General features: G+C 41.3%; 13 protein-coding genes, 1 other RNA gene and 1 other annotated feature. Of the genes, 10 read left to right on the forward strand and 4 right to left on the reverse strand.

The window, feature by feature from the left end; genetic code table 11:
• Positions 1 to 73 precede the first annotated feature (73 nt).
• The gene (locus tag ACXAEY_RS06750) at positions 74 to 976 is read left to right on the forward strand and encodes a cation diffusion facilitator family transporter (protein ID WP_270179415.1); all 903 of its coding nucleotides are present in this window, start codon (positions 74 to 76) and stop codon (positions 974 to 976) included.
• A gap of 39 nt (positions 977 to 1,015) precedes the next feature.
• Positions 1,016 to 1,360, forward strand: coding sequence for a LapA family protein (locus tag ACXAEY_RS06755; RefSeq protein ID WP_474810974.1), 345 nt, complete (start codon positions 1,016 to 1,018; stop codon positions 1,358 to 1,360).
• Between the two features lie 625 nt (positions 1,361 to 1,985).
• Here the strand turns inward: ACXAEY_RS06755 and ACXAEY_RS06760 are convergent.
• A complete protein-coding gene (locus tag ACXAEY_RS06760; protein ID WP_474810875.1) occupies positions 1,986 to 3,263 on the reverse strand; it encodes an IS110 family RNA-guided transposase in 1,278 nt (425 codons plus the stop codon).
• A gap of 355 nt (positions 3,264 to 3,618) precedes the next feature.
• On the opposite strand from ACXAEY_RS06760, the gene recJ reads away from it, so the two are divergent.
• The 4 genes from recJ (at position 3,619) to dtd (ending at position 9,296) form a co-directional block, all read left to right on the forward strand.
• Complete coding sequence (gene recJ, locus ACXAEY_RS06765; protein ID WP_474810976.1) at positions 3,619 to 5,970, forward strand: single-stranded-DNA-specific exonuclease RecJ; 2,352 nt, start codon at positions 3,619 to 3,621, stop codon at positions 5,968 to 5,970.
• Positions 5,971 to 6,483 carry an adenine phosphoribosyltransferase gene (locus ACXAEY_RS06770; protein WP_270179412.1) on the forward strand — a complete coding sequence of 171 codons (513 nt, stop codon included), beginning with the start codon at positions 5,971 to 5,973 and terminating at the stop codon, positions 6,481 to 6,483. It begins immediately after the preceding gene.
• 168 nt (positions 6,484 to 6,651) lie between these two features.
• Positions 6,652 to 8,832 (forward strand): RelA/SpoT family protein, encoded by a 2,181-nt coding sequence (locus ACXAEY_RS06775; protein WP_270179411.1) that lies wholly within the window; start codon positions 6,652 to 6,654, stop codon positions 8,830 to 8,832.
• 20 nt (positions 8,833 to 8,852) lie between these two features.
• The gene (gene dtd, locus ACXAEY_RS06780) at positions 8,853 to 9,296 is read left to right on the forward strand and encodes a D-aminoacyl-tRNA deacylase (RefSeq protein ID WP_270179410.1); all 444 of its coding nucleotides are present in this window, start codon (positions 8,853 to 8,855) and stop codon (positions 9,294 to 9,296) included.
• 38 nt (positions 9,297 to 9,334) lie between these two features.
• Here dtd and ACXAEY_RS06785 read toward each other — a convergent pair whose 3' ends face one another.
• Positions 9,335 to 10,771: an N-acetylmuramoyl-L-alanine amidase gene (locus ACXAEY_RS06785; protein WP_474810979.1), complete on the reverse strand. Its 1,437-nt coding sequence runs from the start codon at positions 10,769 to 10,771 to the stop codon at positions 9,335 to 9,337.
• A gap of 143 nt (positions 10,772 to 10,914) precedes the next feature.
• On the opposite strand from ACXAEY_RS06785, the gene ACXAEY_RS06790 reads away from it, so the two are divergent.
• The 4 genes from ACXAEY_RS06790 to ssrS all read left to right on the forward strand — a co-directional run bounded on the left by ACXAEY_RS06790 (position 10,915) and on the right by ssrS (position 14,834).
• The gene (locus tag ACXAEY_RS06790; protein ID WP_270179408.1) at positions 10,915 to 11,088 is read left to right on the forward strand and encodes an RNA polymerase subunit sigma-70; all 174 of its coding nucleotides are present in this window, start codon (positions 10,915 to 10,917) and stop codon (positions 11,086 to 11,088) included.
• Positions 11,089 to 11,207: 119 nt separating this feature from the next.
• Positions 11,208 to 11,430, forward strand: a binding site (T-box leader).
• 71 nt (positions 11,431 to 11,501) lie between these two features.
• Positions 11,502 to 12,788, forward strand: coding sequence for a histidine--tRNA ligase (hisS, locus tag ACXAEY_RS06795; RefSeq protein WP_474810980.1), 1,287 nt, complete (start codon positions 11,502 to 11,504; stop codon positions 12,786 to 12,788).
• Entirely contained in the window at positions 12,785 to 14,572 is a 1,788-nt protein-coding gene (aspS, locus tag ACXAEY_RS06800) for an aspartate--tRNA ligase (protein ID WP_474810982.1), read from the forward strand. Before hisS ends, aspS begins: the two co-directional genes overlap by 4 nt.
• Positions 14,573 to 14,650: 78 nt before the next feature.
• A non-coding RNA gene (ssrS, locus tag ACXAEY_RS06805) (6S RNA) lies at positions 14,651 to 14,834 on the forward strand.
• Positions 14,835 to 14,895: 61 nt separating this feature from the next.
• Here ssrS and ACXAEY_RS06810 read toward each other — a convergent pair.
• Positions 14,896 to 15,576, reverse strand: coding sequence for an RsfA family transcriptional regulator (locus ACXAEY_RS06810; protein ID WP_474810984.1), 681 nt, complete (start codon positions 15,574 to 15,576; stop codon positions 14,896 to 14,898).
• 153 nt (positions 15,577 to 15,729) lie between these two features.
• Positions 15,730 to 17,073 (reverse strand): AAA family ATPase, encoded by a 1,344-nt coding sequence (locus ACXAEY_RS06815; RefSeq protein ID WP_474810986.1) that lies wholly within the window; start codon positions 17,071 to 17,073, stop codon positions 15,730 to 15,732.
• Positions 17,074 to 17,110: the final 37 nt, after the last annotated feature.

Genomic DNA, 17,110 nt, shown 5'->3' on the forward strand with positions numbered 1-17,110 from the left:
CTTTTACAATCGTTTGTTTTGGATTGAATTCTATGGAAAGGCTATAGTGAATAGGCATAATAGGGGTGAAGGTATGAATAAAGAAGAACGTTTTCAAAAAGCCGAGGTAGCAGCTCTTATTGGAATAGTCGCAAATATAATTCTAGCTGTTCTAAAAGGAGTGATCGGATACATATCGAATAGTCGAGCGTTGATTGCCGATGCTGCCCACTCTGCTTCTGATGTTGCAGGTTCGTTCGCTGTTTTAATCGGATTAAGGGCTGCAAAACTTCCTCCTGACCGAGATCATCCTTATGGTCACGGTAAAGCTGAATCTATTGCCGCAATTATCGTAGCAGTATTGCTTCTCCTAGTTGGAGTTGAAATCGGTATAAGCTCAGGGAGAGCTTTATTTGCACCTATAGAAGCCCCAGGTCAACTAGCGCTTTATGCTGCAATCATTTCAATCGTCACAAAAGAAGTCCTTTTTCGCTATAAATACAGGTTAGGCAAGAAGATAAACAGTGATGCGCTTATTGTGAATGCATACGAGCACCGTTCGGATGTCTATTCTTCGATCGCTGTTCTGATCGGGATAACAGGGGCACTTCTTGGCAGTTTTTTCAATATGCCTTGGCTTGTTTATGCGGATCCTGTAGCGGGTATATTCGTCTCCATACTGATTGGAAAAATGGCAGTTAAGCTAGGTTTTGAGTCGATCCATACGACTCTCGACCACGTCTTACATGATGAAGATACGACTCACTATATAAAAGCGATCAAAGAGATGCCGGGGGTTCTTAACCTTGATGAGTTTTATGCTAGGGAGCACGGTCACTATGTCATTATTGATATCAAGCTTGGAGTAGATCCTAACATCACTGTAAAAGAAGGTCATGATATAGGAAAAGCTGTCAAAGATCATCTGTTAGAACAAGAAGAAGTCCATGATGTGCTGGTTCATATAAATCCTTATGAACCAAAGGAAAAAAGTTAATTGAAAAGAATAGACTTTTAATATGGGGAGGTTGAAACGATGAAGGGACAATGGGGACTGGTTGTTGCTCTTATTTTCGCATTGATTATAGCTGTATTTTCGGTGGTAAACGTTGATCCGGTTCAAGTAAATTATGTTTTCGGTACGTCTGAATGGCCGCTCGTGCTTGTCATTCTTGGTTCCGTTTTAATGGGAGCAATTCTCGTACTGGGGTTTGGAATGGTGAAGTACTACAAACTCAGTAGAGAAGTGAAAAGGCTTCGTAAAGAAAATCTTGCTCATTCAGAGCAACCTACACAAACACCTCAGCCAGAGGATACGCCTCCTGCTGAAAAAGTGGAGCCTGTAGACACTCATTCTAAGACTGAATCTGAGAGCAAATAGTAAGGACTCCTAAATATGCAGAGGTTTCGCAGAATGTTGAAAACTCTCAAGGGATCTGTTAACGAAGTGTTCCGTACATGTCGCATGTTGGGCAAGAGTCCTGGAGTCCATCATCCTTTAGCTTTATTTCGTGTTGTAAAAAGGTATTTTAGGTTGGGTAGACTTTCTTAATATGAGGCGGATAAAGTTCGTTAGCATATTAGATCGGAAAGTTTTATTTCATATAAATGTATTCTAGTAGGAGTGAAGACCTCTTGACTCCCTCCGGAAATGTTGATGTACCAGTGTTTAATAGGGTTAAAAATCTTTTTAAATTTCCCTGTAGGAACTAAGTCCCTACAGGGAATTCCTTATTTAGGAATATAAGGAAGTGGATGACGTGTTAACCTGCTGATCCATGTAATTTTTTTACAGAAATATATATGTGCACATTTGATCTCTGCTTGCTTATGAGGACGAACCCTCCCATGTCTCTTGACGTCATGCGTCTACATTCCTTCGTTAGGTCTCATCATAAGGCAGAGGCCGGCATTATTCTCCCGTATGAACTCTAGGTTGAAAGTCAAGATCTGCGCCAGCTTCTCTGTGTCATGCCTATGTGTTTGATCGAGCTTAAAAGTAGTCGCTACGATACGTTTTTAAGACAGTGGAGGTCATTCCTCATTCTATCTTCTCGAAAGTATACATGGTGGTTTGAAAGACCGAAAAAGATCTTAAGTAGCTTGCTGCATAACACAACCATCGCTTCCTTCTTTTTCAGAGGATTTTCCTTTCTCGAAATATAATACGAGTACAAATCAAAGAATACAGGGTTATTTTGAAGTAAAGGAAGAACAGCCTTGTAGAGGAGACTCCTCAACCTTTTCCTCCCTCGTTTGGATATTCTCTTTTGCCCCCTATGCTTACCAGAAGAGTTCTCACGTAATGTTAATCCCGCTAGCTTAATGAGTTGGCGTGGATTTTCATATTGTGTAAAGGATCCGGTTTCGGCAAGTAAATCAACAACCGTGTTTTCGCTAATTCCTGGAATAGAGACTAGGTACTCAAACTCGGTCATTTCTTGGGCTAATACAGATAAGCGCTGATTTAACTCTTCGAGCTGATCTTTGAGGAAGGTAAAACGATCCATCAAGCTATTTATTTCAAATCGTCCCATCTCTATACCATTCGTAACCCCAATAGAGTGCTCAGCTAATCGCTGTAGCTTCTCAATTTTCTTTTGAGACGGCGCATAGAGGCCTGCCTTGTCCTTATATACATTCGCAAGTTCTTTCGAACTTACTCCAACGATATCTTCTGGTAAAGGCGTATGTTTTAAGATGGCGCAAGCCAGCTGGCCAAAGCTTTTAAAGACCGTCGAAAATTCGGGGAAGTATTGATCCTGCCAACGAATCATTCGATTCTTTAATCTAGCTTGTTCTTCTTTTAGTTGCCATCTCAACGTAGATCCTTTCCTTAATTCAGCTTCAACGCCATCAGGTATTCTAGGAAAACTAAAGTGGCCACCTGTAATGAGCTTCGCTATAATTCTTGCGTCTTTTTTATCATGCTTTGTCTGAAGATTATCATCAAATTCTTTCGTTCGGTGGACGTGCATTGGATTAACGACCACAAAAGGAACATCATAATCTAAAAGAAACGAAGCTAGATTTAGCCAGTAATGACCTGTAGGTTCAAATCCAACTAAAATCTTATCTTTCTTATATTGCCGAAGTAAGCTATGAAGTTCATGATACAAGGAATGAAACCCATCCTCGCTTTGTTTGAACTTGAAAGGTTGATTTAATTCCCTCCCGCGATCATCAACTGCGCACGCATAATGAGTGTGTTTCGCGATGTCGATGCCAATGACGAGAGTTTGATTTGTCACTTGATTTAATCGTTGATTCCGTTTATTATCCAAAAAGAGCCCTCCTTTTGATGATTGTACTTTGGTTAGGTACGAATGCATCATAACGGAGGGCTTTTTTGTATGCAATAGAGGATTCCTTTTCTGACAGGAATTCTCCCGTGGTCCAACGGGCGTTCGAGACTCGGAGGGGACGGTTTTTGTCCGCTTTGAGGCTCGGGCGTTCGTCCACAGGAAAGCAAGAGGGATTCAAACTCCTACGGCATAGGGACAACAATATTCTGGATGTTCCCATATTGAGAACCTCTGCATATGCAGAGGTTTTTTGTTGATATAAAAGATTCATTCCCTAAACCTATGGTCAAATTTACGATAACTATATATAATAGACTGGTTAAGAGGTGATTCGATGTTAAAGTCTAAAACACGCTGGAAGCTAGCTGAATCGGATGAATCTAGCATCGATCAGCTCCAGAGTGAGTTAGGGATATCACGACTTGCTGCCTCTCTATTAGTGAATAGAGGGATTCAAAGTGTTGAGAAAGCCCGGAAATTTTTATATAAAGAAAATTTATCATACCATGATCCCTTTTTGATGGATGGAATGAAGGAAGCGGTTCAACGAATTAGAGAAGCCATTACGAATCAAGAAAAGATCCTGATCTTCGGCGACTATGACGCTGATGGAGTAAGTAGTACTTCTGTTCTTATCTATACCTTCAAAGAACTTGGAGCGGACTTCGACTACTATATTCCGAATCGGTTCACAGAAGGATATGGTCCTAACGAAGCTGCATTCCGAAGAGCAAAAGAAGAGGGTTATGACTTAATCGTAACGGTTGATACAGGCATTTCAGGTGTACATGAAGCTGAGGTTGCTAAAGAAATCGGAATCGATCTGCTCATCACAGATCACCATGAACCACCCCCCGTTCTTCCAGATGCCCTGGCGATTATCAATCCGAAGAAACCTGAGTGCAATTATCCGTTTAAAGGACTTGCTGGTGTTGGTGTTGCGTTCAAGTTAGCACAGGCGCTTCTTGGTCGAATACCAGGTCACTTGCTCGAAATTGCGGCGATGGGTACGATCGCCGATTTGGTTCCCCTACAAGATGAGAACCGATTGATAGCGAGCGAAGGAATCCGTGCCCTTCAGCATTCTGATAAAGCGGGAATAAAAGCTTTATTAGAAGTATGCGGTTTGAAGGGTCAGGAGCTTAATGAAGAACACCTTGGCTTTGGAATCGGTCCTAGATTAAATGCGGTGGGTAGACTCGAGCATGCTGGCCCGGCGGTTGAATTATTAACGACCGAAGACTATGAATATGCTAAGCAGCTTGCTGAAGAGATCGATTCATTAAATAAAGCACGTCAAGAACTTGTGAATACAATGACAAAAGAAGCGATAGAAGAAGTGGAGATGAATTACCCACTAGATGACAATCGCGTGCTGATCATTGCTCGTGAAGGGTGGAACCCTGGCGTTATCGGAATTGTCGCTTCCCGTCTAGTCGAGAAATATTATCGTCCTACCATCGTGATGAGTATCGATCGTGAAAAAGGAGTAGCGAAAGGCTCTGCCCGAAGTATCGAAGGATTCGATATGTTCATGAATCTATCCGAATGTCGAGATATTCTTCCACATTTCGGCGGACATCCGATGGCTGCAGGCATGACCATCGACTTAGAATATCTAAACGAGTTAAGAAGCAGACTGAACATACAAGCAAACGATAGCCTAACAGAGGCTGACTTAACGCCACTCACGAAAATCGATCTGCATTGCGGGATCGATGATATTTCCCTTGAGACGATTGAGGAGATGAATTTATTAGCTCCGTTCGGAGTAAGTAATCCGAAACCAGTCGTCATGCTAAAAGACGTGAATTTGGCTCAGATCAGAAGAATCGGTAGTCAAGAAAATCATTTGAAGGTTTCCTTGAAAGAAGGAGAATCGACACTTGATGGGGTTGGTTTCAACTTTGGTTATGTATTTGAAGAGATCGCTTCCCGTGCAGCACTTTCCGTTATTGGTCAGCTCTCTATAAATGAATGGAACGGATTAAAGAAGCCTCAAATTTTCGTTCATGATTTAGCTGTAGACGAATGGCAGCTTTTTGATTATCGAGGGATACGAGATCTCAGTAAAAGGTTAGAAAACCTCCCGCTTGAGAAACTTACGATGATTGCTTTTAGAGAGTCCACCGTTAGTAAACTAGGAATTCAACAATGGGAAGATTATGTGGTGCAGAACCCTCTTGAAGAAGAGTTATCCTTCGAGAATAACTATGTGATGTTGCTAGACCTACCTTATGTTGAAGAAGATCTTATCGAGCTTTTTCGTAAAGGTGGTATTCCAGAGAGAACGTATGCTGTATTTGAGCATGAGGAAGATCATTTCTTTTCAACACTTCCATCACGAGATGATTTTAAATGGTATTATGGATTTTTAATGAAACGGGGAAGCTTCCATTTGAAAGATGCCGAAAAGCTTGCAAAGCATAAAGGGTGGTCAAAGGAAACGGTCAACTTTATGTCACAGGTGTTTTTTGAGTTGAACTTTGTTAGAATGGAAGACGGACTTATTTCAATAAATCCACAATCTGTAAAAAGCGAACTTACTTCTTCTAAAACGTATAAGAGCAAACTTGAACAAGCTAAGCTCGAAAACGATTTTTGCTATTCATCTTATCACGCTTTGAAAAGTTGGTTCGATCGATCAGTAAATTGTTTCAGTAGCACTGAGGAGGCCATTAAATAAATGAATTACAAAGACTATATTGCAGTAGTTGAAGATTACCCTAAAGAAGGGATCCGCTTTAAAGATATTACCCCACTCATGCAAAATGGTGAGGCGTACAGAGGCGTTGTTAACGACATCGCTGATTTTGCAAAGGATAAGAACGTAGACGTTATCGTTGGACCAGAAGCACGTGGGTTCATCGTCGGATGTCCTGTTGCTTATATTTTAGGTATTGGATTTGTTCCTGTACGTAAAGAAGGTAAGCTTCCTCGAGAAGTTGTTAAAGTGGACTATGGACTAGAATACGGAAAAGACGTACTAACGATTCATAAAGATGCGATCAAACCTGGTCAGAGAGTTCTAATCACTGACGATCTACTCGCTACTGGCGGTACGATCAACGCTACGATTGAACTTGTTGAAAAGCTAGGTGGAGTTGTTGTTGGGCTTGCGTTTATGATTGAACTTTCTTACCTAGAAGGACGTAAGAACCTAGATCGCCATGACATCTTTACACTAATGACTTATTGATCACCATAGAGTGTCCGAAACATCTTTCGGGCACTCTTTCTCTTTAAAAACATGTGTGTCCACTTGTTTCCATCAATGAAAAGCGACATATTTTTCTTTATTACTTTACATGCAGGCTATTTTTAACGATAATAGAAGCTATATACCAACAGTAATTAAGGTGATTTCATGACCATAGAAGAGGTAATGCAAAGAGCGAAGCAGTATTTGTCGGAGGAAGATTTGTCCTTTGTACAAAGAGCTTACGAATACGCACGTGACTCACATGAAGGCCAATACCGTAAATCAGGTGAACCCTATATCATTCACCCGGTCGAGGTGGCTGGCATTCTTGTGAATCTTGAGGTTGACCCCGTAACAGTAGCTGGCGGGTTTCTTCATGATGTGGTTGAAGATACAGATGTAACCCTTGAAGAAATTTCGAACGAGTTCAGTCCAGAACTTGCTATGCTCGTTGACGGAGTAACAAAACTTAAGAAAATTAAATATAAATCAAAACGAGAGCAGCAGGCTGAAAATCACCGTAAGATGATGATCGCGATGGCTCAAGATATCAGGTGTATTTTGATCAAGCTTGCTGACCGTCTGCATAATATGCGAACGCTTAAGCATATGCCGAAAGAAAAGCAATTACAAAAAGCAAACGAGACGCTTGAAATTTTTGCTCCTCTAGCCCATCGATTGGGTATTTCGACGATCAAATGGGAGCTTGAAGATACGGCTTTACGTTATTTAAATCCTCAACAGTATTATCGTATTGTCAATCTCATGCAAAAGAAACGAGAAGAACGAGAAGGCTTCGTTCATGAGGTAGTTGGGGAAATACAAGATCGTGTTCAAGAAGTTTCAATCGATGCTGAGATTTCTGGACGTCCAAAGCATATTTACAGCATCTACCGAAAAATGACGAAACAGCACAAGCAATTCAACGAGATCTATGATCTACTAGCTGTTCGAATCATCGTAAATAGTATTAAAGACTGTTATGCGGTTCTTGGAATCATTCACACGTGTTGGAAACCTATGCCTGGTCGATTCAAAGATTATATCGCAATGCCTAAAGCGAACATGTACCAGTCTCTTCACACAACGGTTATCGGTCCGAAAGGTGATCCTCTTGAGGTACAGATCAGAACATCAGATATGCACAAGGTGGCGGAGTACGGTATCGCTGCACACTGGGCATACAAAGAAGATAACGATAGTGCAGTAAATAGTTCTTTTGAGAAGAAGCTATCTTGGTTCAGACAAATTCTTGAATGGCAAAATGATGTTTCGAATGCTGAAGAATTTATGGAGTCTCTTAAGATCGATCTTTTTAGTGATATGGTGTTCGTATTCACACCAAAGGGTGATGTGATCGAGCTTCCAACAGGTTCCGTCCCACTTGATTTTGCTTATCGCATTCACACTGAGATAGGAAACCAGTGTATCGGTGCTAAAGTGAATGGAAAGATGGTTCCGCTCGATTACAAACTAAAGACTGGTGATATCGTAGAAGTTCTTACGTCTAAGCATTCGTACGGACCTAGTAAAGATTGGTTGAAGATCAGTCAGAGTTCTCATGCTAAAAACAAGATTAAGCAATGGTTTAAGAAAGAAAAACGTGAAGAAAATGTTGATAAAGGCCGAGAGCTTGTAGAAAAGGAAATCAAGGGGCACGGTTTTGAACTTAAAGAAGTATTAACTTCAGAAAACATTGCCAATGTCTCAAATAAATTTAATTTTACAAGTGAAGAAGATATGTATGCAGCTGTAGGCTATGGTGGCATCACTGCAGCTCAAATCGCTACAAGACTTACGGAAAAAGCGAGAAAAGAAAAGACGAAAGAGCAAGAAGAAGAACTTGCGCGTTCCATTATCGAAGGGAAAACGCACTCTCCTTCTCAAGCACCAAAGCGTGCGGAGTCTGGCGTAAGGGTTAAAGGGATCGATAACTTATTGATTCGTCTATCTCGATGCTGTAATCCCGTCCCTGGAGACGATATCGTAGGATATATCACGAAGGGGAGAGGTGTATCCATTCATAGAAAAGATTGTCCCAACGTGAACGAAGATAACGCGAAGGAGCGACTTTTAGAAGTTGAATGGGAAAGTCATTCACCAAAAAGTTACAATGTAGATATCGAGATCAGTGGGTATGACCGAAGAGGGTTGCTGAATGAAGTTCTACAAGCTGTTGCAGAAACAAAGACAGATATGACGTCTGTTTCAGGACGTTCTGATAACAATAAGATGGCTACGATCAGCATGACGGTATCGATTCGAAATACCGCACACCTTCAAAAGGTTGTTGAACGTGTGAAGCGTATTCCGGATATTTATGCTGTTAGAAGAATCATGCAATAGCGTAAGAAAGGGAGTTCATAATGAAAGCTGTCGTACAAAGGTCAAAGTATGCGTCGGTTACAGTGAATGAAGAAGTTGTTGGTGAAATCGAATCAGGACTTGTTGTTCTGCTCGGTGTGACGCAAGAAGATACGGAAAAAGACGCTGCTTACTTGGCTGACAAAATAGTTAACCTTCGTATATTTGAAGATGAAAATGACAAGATGAACCTCTCTCTTAAAGACACTAGTGGTTCACTTCTATCGATTTCTCAATTCACGCTTTATGGGGATTGCAGAAAAGGAAGAAGACCTAACTTCATGAAGGCTGCAAAACCTGATGAAGCAAACGTTCTATACGAGAAGTTTAATGAGCTTGTCGTTGAAAAGGGAGTAGAGGTACAATCCGGTGTGTTTGGAGCGATGATGGACGTTCAGTTAACGAACGATGGACCGGTTACTCTTATCATTGATAGTAAGGAATAATAAAGCAGCAGGGCTAGTCCCTGCTGCTTATTTTTGTATTATCGGTTTTTATTAAGATAAGTGATGATACCGTTCGCAACGTTAGAGGTCATCGTTGCTTGATAATCGTTTTTGTTGATCTGCTGTTCTTCAAATGGATTTGACAAGAAGCCTAGTTCTAGTAGAACAGAAGGTGACGAATTATTACGTAGTACATAGTAATTTCCAAATCGCACGCCTCTGTCTCTAAGGCTGTTTGTATCAGCGATTTCCTCATGAATACTTGTAGCGAGTGACTGATGATGCTCATGATAGTAATACGTCGTAACACCACTTGCTGTAGGATCCACAGTGCTGTCGTAATGGACGCTAACGAATGCATCTGCCTGGTAGCGTTCAGAAAGCTCAGTACGTTCAGAAAGCGGCACATAACGATCGCCATCTCTTGTTAAGATAACGCGAATGCCAGCATCTTTAAGCTTTTCAGCAATCGTTTTAGTCGTTCGAAGCGTTATTAATTTTTCATATGTGAAAAGTCCTAGTGCTCCACTATCATGGCCGCCGTGGCCCGCATCTAATACGACAGTTTTTCCACGAGAATGGTTCGTACGAAGACCGAGCGAGGACCCTGTTGAGACGATCCAATCGGCGACAAAGGCAGTGGTCCCGTCCTGTAATGAGATTTCATACCATTCCTTTTCTTTTCCTACAATTTTGTATCTCTCATCTTTAGAACCTTGTAAAACAACGGGAAAGTCGATTCCGGGACCACTTCTAATGTTTGTAGAATGATAAAGTAACGTAAGATAGCTAGATGCAATGCTTTTAGACGTGTTGATTAAATACGTAGAATCGACCCAACCAGACTCACCGTTGCTGTATTGAATCAAGCTCCAGTCTCCTGATCGTTTCAGCTCAGAAACGACGGTACCCTCTGGTAGCTGAGTCAGAATGCTATTTTCTAAACCTGGTTGATCACGTACATTTAAGATTGAAGCAGCTACTTCTTTTTTTAAAGGTGTGGAAGATGCTTCTGTATCAGAAGAGCCTTCGATTAGCCATGTAGCCACCCACCCGATTCGGTCACCAAAGTGAATGGCTGTCCAATTACCTTCTGTTTCTGATACACGCCATTTTTCCCCCGGTTTTGTACTACCGATCACACTGTGGCCTTCACCTGGACCTGATCTTATTTGTAGATCAGATACAGTAGACTCAATCATCGCTATAGATTCATTAAGCTGAGCGGTATCGATCAACCATCCAGCAATCCAACCTTCACCAGTATCTAACTCTACTTGTAACCATTCACCTGAACTCCCTGTTATCGGTAGCGCATCACCGCTATGTACCTGTTTAAGAACGGGAGAAGAAAGCGATGGACCAGAACGAACATTGATTGTTTTTGTTATTTCAGCTTTCTTTTCAGCTGATACGTGAGCAGGGAGTTGGAATACTAGCAGTACTAACAAAAATACATAAACGAAATATTTCAACTTGCAACTCCTTTCCTTGCCTCTACAATTTTCACATATTGCGATATTTCTTTATCGGTCAAAAAGAATCCTTCGTGAAGTTGTAAATATCATATTTTTTGGTGAAACTAGTATAACACTTCATAAAAAAAGGATGATAACAGTTGAGATCAACGAATAAAGAAATGATGAACGTTACGAATCCTCAACCAGAATTTGGCGTCGATTTTCATGATTTTTTACAGAAAGAGCAATGTCTATCAAATATGGAATTAGCAGAAGAATTCGGGCTATCCCTAAAAAGCATCAAAATCATGAAACAAAAAATGAAGCGATAGACATGGTTTTACTAATGACAGTACAATATAACGATGGTGTAGATCTTTAACACTAAAAAATAGGCTTGACAAAAAAATCATGGACTCGTATGATAGAAAACAATTCAGTAAATAGATACGTTGCTCCAATGAGGGAGAAAAGTAAAAAATGATAGGATCTTCAGAGAAAGAATGTCGTAGGCTGAGAACATTCTTGATTCCACATTTTTGAAAGACACTTCCTGGGATTGTTTCCGAACAGACTGCTTAGTAGGGAACAACGTTTACAGGCGTTAACTGTTAAAGCGGAAGGAATTAACTCCTTCTATTAGGGTGGCACCGCGGGTAACTCTCGTCCCTGAATGTATATTCAGGGATGGGGGTTTTTTTTAGTCCCAAATTTTGGACTAGTTACGATTTAAGGAGGAGAAAAAATGGGTTTTCACATTCCAAGAGGTACACAGGACATACTACCTGGTACATCTGAGCTTTGGCAATATATAGAAGAAAAGGCAAGAGATATTTGTCGTAGATATAATTATCATGAGTTACGTACACCGATCTTTGAGCACACTGAATTGTTTCAACGAGGTGTAGGAGATTCAACGGATATCGTACAAAAAGAAATGTACACATTTGAAGATCGAGGTGGAAGAAGTCTTACACTTCGTCCTGAAGGTACTGCATCCGCTGTTCGAGCGTTCGTGAACAATAAGATGTTCGGGGTACCAGAACAGCCAGTCAAGCTATATTACATCGGACCGATGTTTCGATATGAGCGTCCTCAATCGGGAAGAATGAGACAATTTGTACAGTTTGGTATTGAGGCGATGGGAAGTAACGATCCTTCAATTGATGCTGAAGTTATCGCATTAGCGATCGATTTTTATAAAGAGCTAGGATTGAAAAACCTCAAGCTAAACTTGAATAGTCTTGGTGACACAGAAAGTCGTGAGGCACACCGTAATGCTTTGATGGCTCACTTTGAACCTCGCATCGGTGAATTTTGTAGCGATTGCCAAAATCGTCTAGAAAAGAATCCTCTTCGAATTTTAGATTGTAAAAAGGACCGTGATCATGAACTAATGGCAACTGCGCCTTCAATTCTTGACTACTTAAACGAAGAATCAGAACAGTATTTCAAGAATGTGAAGAAAGCATTAGATCATATGAAAATCGATTACGTTATTGATGAGCGTCTTGTAAGAGGGCTCGATTACTATAACCACACTGCATTTGAAATTATGAGTGAGGCAGAAGGCTTTGGAGCGATCACGACACTTAGCGGCGGTGGACGTTATAACGGCCTTGTTGAAGAAGTGGGAGGACCTACAACGCCAGGAATTGGGTTTGCGATGAGTATCGAACGCTTGTTGATGGCACTAGAAGCAGAAGGGGTAGAACTTCCTGTCGAAAAAACGATCGATTGCTATGTCGTTACGATGGGAGAAGAAGCACAGGCAATTTCAAATGGTCTTCTTCATGAATTACGAGGTGCTGGACTATCTGCTGAACGCGACTACCTCAACCGGAAAATGAAAGGTCAGTTCAAAGCAGCTAACCGATCGAATGCAAAGTATGTGGCGATCCTTGGTGATGAAGAGATTCAGAAAGATGAAATCACCATTAAAGAAATGGAAACGGGAGATCAGGAAGCAGTGCGCTTATCTGAGATAACTTCTTACCTAACAAAGAAATTGAAGGAGGAAACGGGAGAATGATTGGAAGAAGCCATGATTGCGGCAAAGTCCGTGAGAGCCATGTAGGCGAGAAAGTTGAGATAAAAGGATGGGTGCAAAAACGTCGTGACCTCGGCGGGTTAATCTTTATCGATTTCAGAGATCGTTCCGGAATCGTCCAGGTTGTTTTTAATCCTGAAGTTTCGAAAGAAGCACTTGAGTTAGCTGAAAAGGTGAGAAGTGAATATGTTCTTGCCATTACAGGTACAGTCGTAGAGCGTGCAAAGGAAACAGTAAACCCGAATATTCCGACTGGTGCAGTTGAGGTTCATGCTGAAAAGCTAGAAATATTAAATGCTGCAAAGAACCCACCGATCGCTGTTTCAGATGACGTTGAAGTTGGAGAAGACATTCGATTAAAGTATCGTTACCTTGATCTCAGACGTCCAGTAATGCAAGAAACGTTTAAGCTTCGTCATCGTACAACAAAAGCGATCAGAGATTTTCTCGATCACAATGAGTTCTTAGAAATTGAGACACCGATGCTTACGAAGAGCACACCTGAGGGTGCACGTGATTATCTTGTACCGAGCCGTGTTCATGACGGGGAATTCTACGCCCTTCCACAGTCACCACAGTTGTTCAAACAGCTTTTGATGGTTTCAGGTTTTGAACGTTATTATCAAATCGTTCGTTGCTTCCGTGATGAAGACCTTCGAGCTGACCGTCAACCGGAATTCACACAGGTGGATATTGAGACGTCGTTCCTACCAAAAGAAGATTTGATTTCTATGATGGAAGAGATGATGGCTCTTGTGCTTAAAGAAACGAAGGGTGTAGAGCTTCCTACTCCGTTCCCTCGCATGACTCATGCTGAAGCAATGCGCCGATACGGTTCAGATAAACCGGACACGCGCTTTGGAATGGAATTCGTGGATGTTTCAGATCTAGTCAAAGACTCGTCATTTAAGGTGTTCTCTGGAGCTGTAGCTTCCGGTGGTGCAGTGAAAGGAATCAATGCTAAGGGTGCTGCAGGTAATTATTCACGTAAAGACATCGATGCATTGACTGAATATGTAAAAACATACAAAGCCAAAGGACTTGCATGGTTGAAGGTTGAAGAAGAAGGTTTGAAAGGACCTATTTCTAAATTCTTTGATGAAGATATGTCTAGTAAACTGATTGAAGCTTTTGAAGCTGAAGAGGGAGACCTCTTACTATTTGTAGCTGACAGTAAAACTGTCGTTGCAGACTCCCTTGGTTCATTACGATTAAAGTTAGGAAGAGAGCTTGGATTGATCGATGAATCTAAATTCAACTTCCTTTGGGTCATGGATTTCCCTCTAATGAGTTATAACGAAGAATTAGATCGTTACTTTGCAGAGCATCACCCGTTCACAATGCCACTTCAAGAGGATCTGCACCTTCTAGAAGAGGAGCCTGGTAACGTTCGTGCTGATGCTTATGACCTTGTATTGAATGGGTATGAACTTGGTGGTGGATCTCAGCGTATTTACCAAAGAGATATTCAAGAGAAGATGTTCCGTGCTCTTGGCTTTACGAAAGAAGAAGCTAAGAAAGAATTTGGTTTCTTACTTGAAGCGTTTGAATACGGTACACCTCCACACGGTGGAATTGCATTTGGATTAGATCGTCTCGTGATGCTTCTAGCTGGAAGAAACAACCTTAGAGATACCATTGCATTTCCTAAAACGGCAAGTGCGAGCTGTCTCTTAACTGAAGCGCCATCACCAGTTAGTGAAGAACAGCTAAACGAACTGAACCTTGAACTTAAGAAAAAACCAGTAACAGTTGAAAAGGATTAAGAAACACTAATAATTACCTAGTAGTCCTTTATTGAAATCAGTTATAAGGTTTGCTATAATTCAATTACAAGTTAACGAAGAGTCCTGAAGTGTACGTTTACTTCCATAATAATTTGAGCCAACACTTTTACAACGGGAGCCTGATTCTTTCTATTCCGAGTAAATGCCTCGTAAGCTGAGGACTTACAAAGAATAGAATAAGGCACCCACCTGCCAATGCAGGTTCAAAATTTATGGAAAGGACGGCACAGTTGGGGCTCTTCATTTTTTATGCCAAAAAACAAAGCAGCAGTTCATCATGAACTGCTGCTTTTTTAATTCATTTATCTAGCAAGTTTTTCAAGGTTTCCGTTTTTATCCATCTTGAATGCAGGACCTGCTGCAAGCTCTTCGGATTCATTGAGAACTACCATTCTTCTTGCTCGATCCATAATTTGAATCAGAGACTGATAATCTTCCTTCATTACCTGTTGCTCATTCTCAAGCCTTTTTACTTTTTGGTGAAGAAGAGCGTTTTCTTCTACGAGATCCTTATTTTCTAATTCTAGTTTTTGCATTTCAGATTGAAGTCTGCTAGTCGAATACTGAGAATGCTCCATATTTGTAAGGTAAGTAATAATGTCACGCATCGTAAGCTCAGTAGGTTTTTCTGTTGCACTAGGTCTTTCGTTTGGAACCTTAGCAGGTTGGATGACTTCACTGTATTGTGGAACCTGAGTTGTTTTCTCTCTTACAGTATAGTCGGTTTTGTATTCAGCTGGCTGTCTACGCTCAGCGCGCTTCATTTCTTTCCTTTGCTTTTTCGCAAGCTTTAATGCTTGCTCATAGCGTTGACGAACGATCGCGTTCCATCTAAAGCCGACTGCTGCTGAGGTACGACTTAGGCGATCTCCTACTTCTTCGAATGCATTTAACTGTGTGCTTCCTTCACGAACATGACGTAGTACTGTTTCAGCTAGCATTAAATCGTCTTCATGTGACCAGGCATCTTGTCTAACTTTCATATTGGCTCAACCCCTTTATATTCTGTAAACTTCATAGCATTTTTTGAAAGTAATCATAGCTTTGCCAGTATGAAAGAATTTATACAGAAGACTTGTAAATTTAAGGTAGATTGATAAAAGGTAGAAAGAAAACAGCAGTGCGGTGCACTGCTGTTACGGTTTCTTACTCTCTGATTTGATACGTTCATTAAAATAGTCTAACCTTTTCTGGACGGTTCTTTCGTGGCCGCGCTCGGTAGGTTTATAGAACGTTTTTCTTCTCATGTGATCCGGAAGATACTGTTGTGGAACATATCCGCCAGGGAAATCATGAGGATATTTGTAGTCGATTCCATGGCCGAGTTCTTTCGCGCCTTTATAATGGGAATCTCTTAAATGCACAGGAACTGTCCCTGTCTTTTCTTTCTTTACAGCTTCTAAAGCAGAGTCGATACCTTTGATGACCGCATTGCTTTTTGGAGCGGTTGCTAGGTAAAGGGCAGCTTCAGCTAACGGAATTCTGGCTTCTGGCATCCCTAAGAACTCAACGGAATAGCTGGCTGCATGTGCAACGAGAAGTGCGTTAGGATCTGCTAATCCGATATCTTCTGCTGCATGAACATAGAGCCTGCGAGCAATGAAGCGGGGGTCTTCACCGGCATAGATCATTTTTGCTAGCCAGTATAGAGTAGCATCTGGATCTGAACCTCGTATACTTTTAATAAATGCCGAAATCGTGTCGTAGTGGTTATCACTATCTTTGTCATATTGAAGAACTCTTTGTTGAATCGATTCTTCCGCGATTGCAAGCGTGATAACAAGTTTTCCATCTTCGTTAGGCGAAGTTGTCAATACGGCGAGTTCTAATGCATTTAATGCAGTTCTTGCATCCCCGTTCGCTACATCCACGATATGTTCTAGTGCTTGATCTTCTATATGAAGCGAATACTTGCCATATCCTCTGACGTCATCGTTGATCGCCTGAAGAAGAACACGTTTTATCGTTTCATCCGTTAGGTGTTCAAAACGGAAAAGTCTTGATCTAGACAGCAAAGCTGGATTGATTTCAAACATCGGACTCTCAGTCGTCGCGCCAATTAGAACGACAGTTCCATCCTCAACATATGGAAGGAGTGCGTCTTGTTGTGATTTATTGAATCTGTGAATTTCATCGATGAACAGGACCGTTCGTTTGTCATCGAGCTTAACGCGCTCTTTCGCCTCGGTTGATAGTCTTCTAATATCGGAAACCCCAGAAGTAACGGCGTTCAATTGCTCGAAGTGTGCAGCAGTCGTGTTCGCGATAATGCGAGCAAGAGTCGTTTTCCCAGTTCCAGGTGGACCAAAGAAAATCATCGGTGTTAGCTGATCAGCTTGAATGGCTCTTCTCAAGAGTTTTCCTTCACCTATTATATGATCTTGACCAATAAATTCCTCAATCGTCCGTGGGCGCATTCTGCTAGCTAGAGGACCTGATAGCGTGTTTTTCTGTTTAGAAGAATAATCGAATAAATCCATCGTACATCCGCCCTTTCATAGATAGTTGAAACATACT

The sequence above is a fragment of the Anaerobacillus sp. ABA4_114 genome (assembly GCF_056159065.1).